The sequence below is a fragment of the Nostoc sp. JL23 genome (assembly GCF_017115065.1).
Taxonomy (GTDB): Bacteria; Cyanobacteriota; Cyanobacteriia; order Cyanobacteriales; family Nostocaceae; genus Nostoc; species Nostoc punctiforme_A.
The window spans coordinates 39,083-51,746 of record NZ_JABXKN010000033.1 but is presented as its reverse complement, the minus strand read 5'-3'; the positions used below and the strand labels follow the sequence as shown (position 1 = coordinate 51,746).

Here is a 12,664-nt window from a genome sequence, read left to right as displayed (position 1 = left end):
GAAGTTAAGTATGGGGCTATAACAAACTTTCGTCCACCTGCGCGGACTCTATAAAACCCAAAGCAGGCGGGTTTAGTCTGTATAGCCGCGATTTCCAATCGCCCAGTGTTTCTTCCAAAAGTGGATGCTCCCTAATGAATGGGGGATTTAGAGGATGTTTGTCAAGTCTGAAAGTATACTAAAAACCCCGTTTTCATTCCTCTCACTGTTTCGGCTACAGTCAGAAAATGGAGATAAATCTAATGTTTTCTGCTTTTTCCTAATGTACAACTTTAGGCTTGCCAAGCCACTACTGGCGTGACACAGCTAAAATGTTGCAAAAAAATTTGTAGGTTGGATTGAGCAACGCGAAACCCAACCTACATTTCATACATCATTTTAAGCTTGCCACGCCACTACAAAACTAATGACCTGGAAAAACGCCCAAGTGGTGGCAATAAATTTTATCTGTCGAGAGAAAAGTTTTAGATTTGCAGCGTCAGCTTCTTGCAGGGTATGAGAGTTCAGTGGCCCCAAATCAGTAGCAGTCGAATCCCCAACAGAAGATCTACCTCCTGCCATCTTTAACCTTTAAGATATACCCAAGATAGATGCAATAGGATCTAAGATGTGCTAATTACTCAATACTACCAACTGTAGGATTGAAAATTAGTATTTTTCTACATAAAATTAAAAATCTAAAATTAAAAATTGGTAACACTGATGGTTAGGAGTGTTAGAGTTTCAAGAAATTCACCGAAACTTTTCAGCGGGTATTCATGCTGAAGAAACTACAGAAAAAGCAAATTTCGATAATTGCGGGTGCGGCACTGTTTGCCTTTTTAGCTGGGGCAATGGTATCAGCACCTCAGATTGGCAAGTCTCTGGGGAAATGGCTCAAACTGAGTCAAAATCAAACAGAGCAAACATCAGAGGGTAGCATTGCTCAATCAGCCGTCTTTCCACTGATATCACAATCTCTACCAGAACGGGCGGCAAAACTAGCAGCGATCGCTCAAGAATCGCGATCGCCCGATCGAAATCGCGCTCGTTATCTTTTGGCGAGTGATTATATTGAAAGAACTCAAGGGCAAAAAGCTCTAGTTTTACTCCAAGGACTAGAGAAAGACTATCCCATCCTCGCGCCCTACATTTTGCTCAAACAAGCTCAGGCAGAGGATATGCTGGGCGAGGACGGCAAAGCCTCGGATCTCAGGCAAAGGGTGCTGAAACAGTATCCCAAAGAAGCGGCCAGTGTGAAAGCGCTATATCTGATTGCTCAACCAAAGCAACAAGAAACTGCGATCGCTCAATTTCCTACCAATCCTCTAACTTGGGAAATTATCCGCAAACGCTTGCAAGAAAATCCCAATCAGCCACAATTACAATTGATTTTGGCTAAGTATGCCTACGATCAACCAGGCATAGTGGGCGTTTTGGATCAGCTAGTAAAACAGACTACCCTCAAACCTGAAGACTGGGAACTCATTGGTACAAGCTATTGGGAAAATAGTCAATTTCCCAAAGCAGCTAATGCTTATGCCAAAGCACCCAAAACATCGCGCAATCTCTACCGTACTGCACGCGGGTTACAGGTGGGAGGCAAAGATAAAGAAAAAGCGATCGCCACCTATAAACAATTAGTGCAGCAATTTCCCAATAGTGAGGAAGCTGGTACGGCACTACTGCGGTTAGCAGAAACCGCAAAAACACCTCAAGACGGCTTACCGTATCTTGAGCAGGTAATTAGTAAATTTCCCAAACAAGCTGGTACTGCACTGGCACAAAAAGCCAAAATCCAAACTCTCAAGGATCAAAAGTCAGCTAGCGCGGCGTGGCAATTACTCATAGGTAAATACGGTAACTCTGACGAAGCCGCAGAGTACCGCTGGAAAATCGCCCAAGATAAAGCCAATGCTAAAGATTACGTCGGTGCTTGGCAATGGGCAGAACCAATCGTCACTAATAACCCCAATAGTATTTTGGCTCCAAGAGCGGGCTTTTGGGTAGGTAAATGGGCGGCTGCAATGGGGAAACAGCAAGAATCTAAAACTGCTTATGAGTATGTGATTAGTCAGTTTCCCTACTCTTACTATGCATGGCGAGCCGCGACAATGTTGGGGCTAAATGTTGGCAACTTTGACAACGTGCGCGTTATGAACCCAGAAGTAATCGCACCCCAGCGTCCAGTACCGCCTGCTGGTTCTGAAACTTTCAAAGAATTGTATCTGCTAGGTCAAGACCGCGATGCCTGGTTACAATGGCAAACAGAATTTCAGAACAAAATTCAGCCAACGGTAGCAGAGCAATTTACTGAAGGGTTGATGCGGCAGGCTAAAGGAGAAAATCTCATCGGAATTGATGAAATTTCTAAATTAGAAGACCGGGAAATACCAGCCGAACTTGCCCAATATCAGATTCTGAGTAAACAAATTACCTACTGGCAAGCGCGTTATCCATTTCCTTATCAGCGAGAGATTGAAAAGTGGTCTATTGACCGTAAACTTAATCCTCTGCTAGTAACTGCTTTGATGCGTCAAGAGTCCCGGTTTGAACCAAAAATCAAATCTGTCGCTGAAGCTACTGGTTTAATGCAGGTGTTGCCGAGTACAGCTAAATGGATCGCCCCACAAATCAAGGTGGATTTCAAAACAATAAACTTAGAAAATCCCAACGATAACATCATGCTGGGTACATGGTATTTGGGTCATACCCATGATCAATATAACAATAACTCTTTGCTGGCGATCGCTAGTTACAATGCTGGTCCCGGCAATGTCTCCAAATGGTTGCAAACTTTAACTACAAAAGATCCAGATGAGTTTGTTGAACAAATTCCCTTTGATGAAACTAAAAACTATGTGCGGCAAGTATTTGGCAACTACTGGAATTATCTAAGGCTTTACAACCCTGAGATTTCTGGCATAGTGACAAAATATTCTGTTCAACACCCACAGCTACCGGCGCGATAAAGTTAAAAAGTTACAGCTATTTTCAGGTAAATAGACCACGCGCTAGGGGCGCAATGCCTTGCGCCCCTACTGGAAATTGTGCTGGAAATGGGGTTAGGAAACACACTTTTTGCAGAGGCGATCGCTAATAGGTTGAGTTTATTTCACGTGTAGGCGTTAATATATCTTAATGTATTTAGTATTGCTTTTTAGCGCCCCAATGGAGTTAACTTCAAAAGAATTTAAATCAGAACTGATATTAGAAGCCCAAGCCTGCCTGCAATTAGCAGTTCCCTTGGTAATTACTCAAATATTAGAAGCGGGCATTCCTTTATTGGATGGGGTGATGATGGGTTTACTTAACAGCCAAGCTTTAGCTGCGGGTGCTTTAGGTGCTGTTACCTTTTCTACCCTAGCTTCCGTTTGTCGTTCTGTTCTTTCATCTGCGGGTGTCAGCGTCGCCAATGCTTTTGGTGCAGGAAAGATAGACCAAGTGAGCCGTGCTACCGGTCAAGGAATTTGGTTAGCCGTGACGATGTGCTTACCTGTGATGTTTATCATTTGGCACTTTGACTATATCCTGCTGCTGACTGGTCAAGAAGAAAGCAATGTGTTATTAGCTCAAACATATTTGCGGTCTATTGTTTGGGGTTTTCCGGCTGTACTCGGTTTTTGTATCTTAAAAGAAGTTAGCTCTGCCCTAAATCGCCCCCAATTCTTAACAGTAATTACGGTAGCTGGACTATTATTAAATGGGATTGCTAATTATGTGTTGATGTTTGGCAAATTTGGTTTACCAGCCCTTGGTTTAGCTGGTATCGGTTGGGGAAGCACACTCATTTTTTGGCTAAATTTTATCGCTGCCGCCAGTTGGATTTGCTTTGATAACTACTTTAAAGACTATCAGCTTGATTGTGCTTTGCATCAGTTTGATAAAGATATGTTTATAGATATCTTCCAAACTGGGTGGTTTTTGGGCTTGCAGTATGGGGCAGAAATTGGAGTATTCACTGCCACTGCTTTAATGATGGGGTGGTTTGGAACAGAGACGTTAGCAGCCCATGAAATTACCGTCGAGACAGAAAGTTTTGTCGAAACAGTGTCTATAGGTATTTCCTATGCCGTCACGATGAGAGTAGGACAGTTGAGGGGACAAAATGATCTCAAGGGTGCAAGCAGAGCGGGATTAGTCTGCATTGCGCTTGTTACTCCTATTGTGAGTATTGTGGCACTAATTTTTTGGCTGTTTCCCAACTATATTGTGGCAATGTATTTGGACACCAGTAATCTAGATAATATCGAGATAGTTAAAACGGCAACTTCTTTCCTCGCTGCGGGGGCAATAGTCCAAATATTTTATTCTATTCAGACTATTGCTGCTGGTGCTTTAATCGGGTTGAAAGACACCAAAGTGCCAGTGTTAATTACTATGTTCGCTTACTGGGTAGTAGGTCTAGGTGGTGGCTCTCTGATGGCATTCACTTTCGGCTGGGGTGCTATAGGTTTATGGTTGGGTTTAGTACTAGGGCTACTTATGGGTGCAATGCTTTTAACTGGGCGTTTTTATCTTTTGACTTCTGAGATTGAGTCTGTTTGACTAAAGAATGTAGAGAGGCAAGGGATAAGAAGTATAATTTATTACACAACTTTCGGAAATAAAGCATAGAAGTAAGTGAGATAGGTAACTCAAATGCTGAAAAATGAGTACCTCAAGCAGTGGCCGCGCATTGTATCAAAAATGCCCACTTCTCATTACTTTCTCATTACTATTGAGGAGGTCTAAGTCTATCCCGCCAAGATGGTGGTGACGATGAAGAACCTGAAGAACCTGAACTATTTGCAGGAGACGACTCTCGCCGACTTCTTCTCGGCGGGGGTGAATCAGATTCTACTCTTCTAGAACGTCGCCGTGGAGTAGATGATTCTGAGGAGGAGTTACTAGAACTTGATTCGCTGCGATCGCGCCTTCTGCGTTTTGGGGTATAATCGCTCGATTGCTGTTCTTCTTGAGAATAGCTTCTTCTGCTTCTACGTCTGCGAGATGAACCACTCTCATCAGAATTTCTCGCGCTTTCCCCTTCTGAGTCATCATCATTAGAGGCAATAGAACGATTCAGCACTTGTTTGGGCTTGATAGACTGGGCTTTGATAGTGCCTTTGCGACCGTCTAACTTGGGTCGCTTGGGAAACTTTTCTACAGGCATCCCCTCTACAGCTTTTTCCATAAATTCGTGCCAAGTGTAAGCGGCACTACTACTACTGCCATAAGTGGGGCGGTTGTCATCGTTACCTAGCCATACCCCTGTCACCATCTGAGGAATGTAGCCAATAAACCATAAATCGCGGGCTTCGTCGGAGGTGCCGGTTTTGCCTGCAACTTGTCTATTATCTAATTGGGCAGCACCGCCAGTTCCGGCTTCGACGACGTTGCGTAGCATCCAAGTCATGATGGCGGCACTGTCAGCATCAAGGGCGCGTTTTGACTTGAAATTAGCTGACCAGATGACTTTACCTTGGCGGTTGAGGATACGGGTAATACCATGAGGTTCTGCGTGCAATCCCTGAGTTGCAAAACTGCCATAAGCGCTAGTCAACTCTAGCAGATTGACTTCATTTGAGCCAAGAGCCAAGGAGTAAGTGGGCTTGAGTTCAGATTTTATTCCCATCTCATGAGCAAGTTTAATGGTTGGTGTAAATCCCACATCAATCAACACCTTGACCGCAACAATATTAACAGAGCGAGTGAGGGCATCTCGGATGTTCATTGAACCCCGGAAGTTTTCACTATAGTTTTTCGGTTCATAGCCGTCTACGACAAAGGGCGCATCCTCGTAGCTATCGTAGGGGCTTTTGCCGGTAGCGATCGCAGTGGCATATACAAACCCTTTAAATGTCGATCCTGGCTGCCGTTGTGCTTGGGTAACTCGATTAAACTGGTTTTTACCAAAGTCTTTTCCCCCAACCATTGCCTTAATTTCACCGTTGCGGGGGTCTATGGCCACCATTGCCGCTTGCTTAAAGTTTTCCCAGCGTCCTTGATTTCGCAATGTTTTCGCAACTGCCTCTTCTGCCACTTTCTGCCAACTTGGGTTGAGGGTGGTTTCTACTAGTAAACCCCCACTTTTTAGCACATTAGCAGAAACATACTTGGGCAATTCTTTTTGGATGTAGCTGGTAAAGTAGGGTGATTCTACTTGGACTCGTTTGGGTGAACTGCTTTTGAGGGTTAATGGCTCCTGAACGGCTGCTTGCCTTTGCTCTGGTGTAATTACTTTATCTTCCTGCATCCGTAGCAATACCAAGTCCCGCCGTCGTTTTGCCGCTTCGGGATTTTTGTCTGGGGCGTATAAGCTCGGAGCAGGAGCTAATCCCGCAATCGTTGCCATTTGGGCGAGGGAAAGTTGATCTGGCGACTTACTAAAGTATACCCAGGCGGCATCTGCCACACCATAAGCTCCAGATCCCAAATAAACCAGATTCAGGTAACGCTCTAGAATCTGATCTTTGGTTAATTCTTGCTCCATTTTTTGGGCTAGGCGGACTTCCTTGAGTTTGCGCCAGATTGTCTGCTCTTGTTTTAAAAATAGAATCCGCGTTAGCTGTTGAGTGATGGTGCTACCACCTTCTACCACACCTTGCGATCGCAAATTATTCAAACCCGCTCTGACAATCCCTTGCGGATCAACTCCGTTGTGTTGCCTAAATCTTCTATCTTCTGAGGCAATGAAAGCTTTTTTTAAATTATCTGGTATTTGTTCTAGCTTTAGCTGTTCTCTGGTCGCTTCACCTTGTTGTTGTAATATGCTGCCATCAGCAGCTTTAATGGTCAGTGTTTGCTCTCGAAACACAGCATTCAGCTCGGACTGATCTGGCAAAGTCCGATCTATTAAACTGATGCCGTAGATCGAGGCAGCTATCCCACCACTAACACCTAAACCTGCCCAAAACCAGAAGCGGCGATAGAGTGGTTTAGTGCCAGTTGCCCGATTGACCCTCATTTTAGATGGTAAAATTTTCATTTTGCTCAGTAACTGCCTCGTCTGCGCCAGATGTGTTGGTGGTAAGCTCTCATTCGTTCCTCCTTGTCCAGAGTCACTCAAATTAGTTGGTCTTCGCTTGAACCAGGAGGTAAGCTTCCCCACGTCAGTTCCTCGCTCAAAGTAGTAAGCAGCAATTATATAACCACTATCAATCAACTTTGGGGTTATAGCACTACCATTGTGTTAGTATAATATCCTATAAATAATTAACTGAATTCACCATAAAATAATGTTTTTTAAATTTGGTTAATTTAGTTTTGTAAAAAAGCTTTAATTTCGATAAATACTGGGAATATAAAAGCTATTGACAAGCATCCGCAAAGACAGCCCGAAAACGGCTTATTTTAGGAAAGTATGATGCCTACACCGGGCTACGACGAAGCATTAAGACGAAGCGCCGTTGCTCTTGGTAGTAATATCGGCGATTCCCAGACAATTTTAGAAGCAGCTATAGAGACTTTAGCCCAAACACCAGGTATTGTTTTAGAAGCCAGATCCCATTGGTATCAAACCAAAGCTGTCGGGCCACCACAGCCAGATTACCTCAATGGCTGCGTCACCTTGCAGGTAGAAATACTCCCCCAGCAGTTATTAGAAATTTTGTTAGGAATTGAACAACAATTTGGGCGTGTGCGTCAGGAACGCTGGGGGCCACGAATTCTAGACTTGGATTTGTTATTATATGATGACATTACTTTGGATACACTAAATCTCCAGATTCCCCATCCACGAATGCGGGATCGGGCCTTTGTATTAGTCCCACTGGCAGAAATTGCCCCAGATTGGATAGAACCAGTTTCCGGGTGTGTTATTAAAGAGCTGCTGAAAGAGGTAGACTGTTCTGATGTACATTTATGGATGGACAATTAAAAACACCATCCTTAAAACCAGAAGAACACTGATTTTTCCTCTGTATTCACAGATAATCAGATTTTACTATGCCATTAGGTAGAGAATTACCACAACTGCTGAGACAACGCCTGTTTCATAAAGGACGCAAGTTTGATTTTGAAGTTAATCGCTTGCGTTTACCGAATAAATCGGAAGGAGAATGGGAATGTATTCGTCACCCTGGCGGTGCTCTAGCTGTGCCAGTGACAGCGGAAGGTAAACTTATACTGGTGCGCCAGTACCGTTTTGCGATTCAGGGACGGATATTAGAATTTCCGGCGGGGACATTGGAAGGAAATGAACAGCCTTTAGAAACAATACAGCGTGAAATTGCCGAAGAAACTGGCTATAGTGCCCATAAATGGGATAAATTAGGCGAATTTTTCCTAGCTCCTGGCTATTCTGATGAAATTATCTATGCTTTTCTGGCGCGAGATTTAGAAAAGCTGGAGACACCACCACCACAAGATGGAGACGAGGATATCGAAACTGTGTTTATGACTCCTGAAGAATTAGAAAAAGCTATTCTGGAGGGAGAGCCAGTAGATGCAAAATCAGTTTCTAGCTTTTTTCTGGCGCGTCCGTTTTTAGTTTAATACCCTTATGCTGCTAGAGTTAGCGATCGCAGATGCCTACGGTGCAGGCTTTGAATATGCAGACGAGATGATCGCTAACAACGATTTGAGTCAATATGTTCAACATCCGCGTTTTCGACTCAATCCTGGCAGCTACACCGATGATACTCAGATGAGTATTGCCATTGCGGAAGTGATTGTCGCTCAAGCACCGTGGACGGCAGAAGTTTTAGCCGATAGCTTTGTTACAGCCTTCAAACGCGATGAGAGAGAAGGTTATTCCCGAAGCTTTTACCATTTTCTGGGAGAAATTCAGGATGGGGAAGAGTTTTTAACGAAAATTAACCCTGATAGTGACAAAAGCGGGGGAGCAATGCGTGCAGCACCCATTGGCATCTATACCCACACCAGAAAAAGTGATTGAGGCAGCAACAATTCAAGCGGCAATTACCCACAATACAACCGATGGGATCAATGCTGCCGTTGCGGCTGCCTTAATGTCGCATTATTTTATCTATCGACTGGGAGCAAAACGCAAATTAGGACGGTTTCTCGAAGGTTATGTATTTGGAGAGTGGAATAAACCGTGGGAAGGTAAAGTCAAGTCCAAAGGCTGGATGAGTGTCAGAGCAGCGATTACTGCGGTGATGCGAAATGACAGTATGAGCGAACTTTTACAAGATTGTATCGCTTTTACTGGGGATGTAGATACAGTAGCGGCGATCGCTTTGGCTGCTGGTTCTTGTAGCGAGGAAATTACTCAAGACATTCCTAATCATCTTGTCACAGGGTTAGAGAATGGAGCTTACGGTAGAGATTACCTCATCGAACTGGATAAGCAGTTAATGAGTTTGGTGGGTAAAAAGATTGGCTAAATCTAATACATCAGAGTAGCACTAGTAATCTTAGTTTTCTAATTTTGGAGCGAGTTGAGTTCAGATGCTCAAAAGGCTAGATTTTAGTGTTTAATTTTAAGTTAGATAATCGAAAGCATATTTCAAGCCAAATTGATGAATCATACTCTAGCTTCTACTTTAGGAGAACTACAAACAAAAATATATTGGCTACATGATGCTGAAAAATTTACTGAATTGGCAGAAGCAGCAACTGAAATATATATTAAACTTGGATATGACCAACAAAAAGCAGAAAATCTTGGTCGTTTAATTAGTGAAGCTTATCAGTTATCTGATGATGCTGATTTATCATACAAGGCTGGAGAAATTGAAAAAGAAAGAAAATTTTATAATCAAGTAAAAAATAAATTTATAGAGATTGAGGCTATATTAGGTCTACAAAAAAATATAGCTGAACATCAAACAAAATGGTGGATACATTTTCGCCATAGACAGAAACTTCAAGTTATATATCACCTCTTTTTGCAACATTTAAAACCTTTGGGTTTAAGTTATTTATTTATAGCTCTACAACTAACATATTATATGTTAAATATCGGCAAAGGTCATAATTTGCGCGATATAGAAATAACTCAAAAAAATGCTACAAAATATTGGATACAATTATTGAAATGTAATGTTACCAAATATCCATATTTAGGTTAATTTGGTGTTTTGTAAAATATTTAAAGAAGCAACGCATAATATCTCGTAGAGAAAGTGATTTGATAAATTAAGCTTTTTAGTGAATTGCGCGTAAATCGTGGTTTTGTTTGTATCGTTGCAGTTGACAATCACCTTTTTAAGGTTCTTATACCAATTCTGTATGAAGATGCGCCAAACTATATGAGGAACGAACCGCAAAGGGCGCATACTCCTACGAAGAAGCAAGCTACGCGCAGCGTCTCGTAAGAGTTGGACACAAAGAAGAAAGAAAATTTGGCGCAGCCTCACAAAGAAATGGTATTACTCATTCCCTACGTAGTCAATCAAGCTGAAAATTACTGTAATCTTCAAAGACTCAGCTAGTTTTAGTGTCAAATAGCTATTTGTTTAGTATTTAGCCGTCCTTCTATATTTGCAGATATATATCGAGATAAACACTCTTATAGATAGAAACATATATTTCTTATATAGCCTAGTTTAAATATCAATTTATACCTTGTGTTCTTTCAAAAAAAGCTCCATGATTGAGAAAGCCCATATTTATAGGTTGATTAGTTAATAATGATGCCAATATACTTCATAAATATTTCCGGTTCATAACAAGAAAATATCTGATATTTATCTCAAATTCACTTAGGTTGGAGTTTGATTAACTCATGCTAGAAGGATGGATTCAAATTATATTAACGCTACTAATTGTAGTAGCAATTACTCCTGTTTTTGGGCGTTATATGGCGCGTGTCTACCTAGAACAAAGTACTTTTCTCGACCCAATTTTGAATCCCATTGAGCGAGTGCTTTATTCTTTGGTTGGCGTTAAAACCAAAGAAAATATGACCGGCTGGCAATATGGGCGGGCAATCCTATACAGCAATGTAGCAATGGGGTTGCTGATTTTCTTGATTATTATGAATCAAGGATGGCTGCCATTAAACCCAACTAAGATAGATGCCCCTACTTGGGATACAGTGCTGCATACGACTATTTCTTTTATTACTAACACCAACCAGCAGCACTATTCTGGTGAAACCTACATGAGCTATGGCAGCCAAATGTGGGGACTTGGCTATCACATGTTTACCTCTGCTGCCACTGGTTTAGCAGTGGGAATTGCCTTTATTCGCGGATTGACGGGGAGATCGTTAGGCAACTTTTATGTAGATTTAATTCGCTCGATTACGCGAATTTTGCTGCCTATTTGTATTGTGGGTGCGATCGCCTTAATGGCAGCTGGCGTTCCCGAAACACTGGCGGGTGCAGTTGTATTCCCTACTTTAGAAAATCCGAATATTAGTCAAGCGATCGCTCGTGGCCCTGTTGCCCATTTTGAAATTATCAAGCAATTAGGAGAAAATGGCGGCGGTTTTTTCGCCATCAACTCCGCACACCCCTTTGAAAATCCCAACGGATTTTCTAACTTGATTCAGATTGTCGCCATGCTTTCGATTCCTACTTCCCTAATCTACACTTATGGGTTGTTTGCGAATAACACCAAACAAGCTTGGTTAGTCTACGGTATGGTAGGCGTTCTCTATTTAGTATTTATCATCGTCACTGCCATTGGTGAATACAACGGCAATCCGGCTGTGAATGCACTGCTGGGTAGTCAGCAACCGAACTTGGAGGGAAAAGAAGTCCGGTTTGGTTGGGCACAATCTGCATTATTTGCAACGAGTACAACTGGTACTATGTGCGGTGCAGTCAACAGTTTACACGACTCCTTCATGCCCAACGGCGGTTTTATTACCCTTTCCAATATGTTCCTGCAAATTATTTGGGGTGGACAGGGTACAGGAACCGCTTATCTATTTGCTTACCTGATTTTGGCTGTGTTCGCCACAGGGTTGATGGTGGGACGCACACCCGAATTTCTCGGACGCAAAATTGAGAAGCGCGAGGTTGTCCTTGCTAGTTTCCTGATTTTGCTAGTTCACCCGATCGCAATTATGATTCCCGCAGGTATTGCCTTGGCATTTCCCGATCAGCTATCAGGAATTAGCAATCCAGGATTTCACGGCTTTGCTCAAGTTATCTATGAATATGCGTCTGCTGCTGCTAACAACGGTTCTGGGTTTGAAGGCTTGGGAGATTCACAACCTTCACCATTTGCGATCGCTACAGGTACAGCACCAACTTTAACCGCTCTGTGGTGGAACTTGAGTACCTGCTTCAGTTTAATTGCTGGACGCTATATTCCCATCATCGGTTTGCTGTTTTTGGCAGATAGTATGTCTCGTAAGCAAGCGGTTCCTTACACCACTGGTACATTGCGAACCGATACCGGGCTATTTACAGGCGTTACCGCAGGCGTGATTTTAATTCTGGGCGCACTTACATTTTTCCCAGTCTTAGCATTAGGCCCCATCGGTGAAGCTTTCTTTATTGCCAAAGGTATCGGCTAAGGGGATGGGGATGAGGAGACAAGGGGCATTGGTGTCAACTTAAGCTCAAACGCTTATTCCACATGCGTTTTACCCCCCTTAATCCCCCCGATATATTGGGGGGAAACAAGAAAATCCAGTTCCCTCCCCTTTATAACTACCGTGTATACACAAGTCGAATTGGCAATCAAATTGGCAGAAAAGAACGGAAAATTATTTTTAAAATCCTTGATTTTCCGTTCAATCTATATCAATAAGCTGACACTATTGATAATCAGCTTGCTC

General features: G+C 42.7%; 8 protein-coding genes and 1 pseudogene. 7 read left to right on the top strand and 2 right to left on the bottom strand.

Annotation, left to right across the window (positions count from 1 at the left end; translation table 11 throughout):
- Nucleotides 1-378: 378 nt before the first annotated feature.
- A complete protein-coding gene (locus HWQ42_RS05130) occupies nucleotides 379-561 on the bottom strand; it encodes a hypothetical protein (protein WP_292809903.1) in 183 nt (60 codons plus the stop codon).
- Nucleotides 562-758: 197 nt separating this feature from the next.
- Between HWQ42_RS05130 and HWQ42_RS05125 the strand changes: the two genes are divergently transcribed.
- Nucleotides 759-2,951: a transglycosylase SLT domain-containing protein gene (locus HWQ42_RS05125; protein ID WP_292809901.1), complete on the top strand. Its 2,193-nt coding sequence runs from the start codon at nucleotides 759-761 to the stop codon at nucleotides 2,949-2,951.
- 199 nt (nucleotides 2,952-3,150) lie between these two features.
- Complete coding sequence (locus tag HWQ42_RS05120; protein ID WP_292809899.1) at nucleotides 3,151-4,527, top strand: MATE family efflux transporter; 1,377 nt, start codon at nucleotides 3,151-3,153, stop codon at nucleotides 4,525-4,527.
- Nucleotides 4,528-4,696: 169 nt separating this feature from the next.
- Here HWQ42_RS05120 and HWQ42_RS05115 read toward each other — a convergent pair whose 3' ends face one another.
- Nucleotides 4,697-7,072, bottom strand: coding sequence for a transglycosylase domain-containing protein (locus HWQ42_RS05115; protein WP_292809897.1), 2,376 nt, complete (start codon nucleotides 7,070-7,072; stop codon nucleotides 4,697-4,699).
- A 255-nt stretch (nucleotides 7,073-7,327) separates the two neighbouring features.
- Here HWQ42_RS05115 and folK point away from each other — a divergent pair, with 255 nt between their 5' ends.
- From folK to kdpA, 5 genes and pseudogenes are all read left to right on the top strand, one after another.
- Entirely contained in the window at nucleotides 7,328-7,840 is a 513-nt protein-coding gene (gene folK, locus HWQ42_RS05110) for a 2-amino-4-hydroxy-6-hydroxymethyldihydropteridine diphosphokinase (protein WP_292810027.1), read from the top strand.
- A 68-nt stretch (nucleotides 7,841-7,908) separates the two neighbouring features.
- Nucleotides 7,909-8,457, top strand: a complete 549-nt coding sequence (locus HWQ42_RS05105; protein WP_292731441.1) for an NUDIX hydrolase — start codon at nucleotides 7,909-7,911, stop codon at nucleotides 8,455-8,457.
- A 7-nt stretch (nucleotides 8,458-8,464) separates the two neighbouring features.
- Nucleotides 8,465-9,311, top strand: a pseudogene (locus tag HWQ42_RS35440) (ADP-ribosylglycohydrolase family protein).
- Nucleotides 9,312-9,446: 135 nt separating this feature from the next.
- Nucleotides 9,447-9,998, top strand: a complete 552-nt coding sequence (locus tag HWQ42_RS05090) for a hypothetical protein (protein ID WP_292809891.1) — start codon at nucleotides 9,447-9,449, stop codon at nucleotides 9,996-9,998.
- 656 nt (nucleotides 9,999-10,654) lie between these two features.
- Nucleotides 10,655-12,400: a potassium-transporting ATPase subunit KdpA gene (kdpA, locus tag HWQ42_RS05085; RefSeq protein ID WP_292809889.1), complete on the top strand. Its 1,746-nt coding sequence runs from the start codon at nucleotides 10,655-10,657 to the stop codon at nucleotides 12,398-12,400.
- Nucleotides 12,401-12,664: the final 264 nt, after the last annotated feature.

Coding starts and splice junctions, on each gene's coding strand:
- HWQ42_RS05125 (WP_292809901.1), top strand. CDS start 759: ATGCTGAAGAAACTACAGAAAAAGCAAATTTCGATAATTGCGGGTGCG.
- HWQ42_RS05130 (WP_292809903.1), bottom strand. CDS start 561: ATGGCAGGAGGTAGATCTTCTGTTGGGGATTCGACTGCTACTGATTTG.
- folK (WP_292810027.1), top strand. CDS start 7,328: ATGCCTACACCGGGCTACGACGAAGCATTAAGACGAAGCGCCGTTGCT.
- HWQ42_RS05120 (WP_292809899.1), top strand. CDS start 3,151: ATGGAGTTAACTTCAAAAGAATTTAAATCAGAACTGATATTAGAAGCC.
- kdpA (WP_292809889.1), top strand. CDS start 10,655: ATGCTAGAAGGATGGATTCAAATTATATTAACGCTACTAATTGTAGTA.
- HWQ42_RS05090 (WP_292809891.1), top strand. CDS start 9,447: ATGAATCATACTCTAGCTTCTACTTTAGGAGAACTACAAACAAAAATA.
- HWQ42_RS05105 (WP_292731441.1), top strand. CDS start 7,909: ATGCCATTAGGTAGAGAATTACCACAACTGCTGAGACAACGCCTGTTT.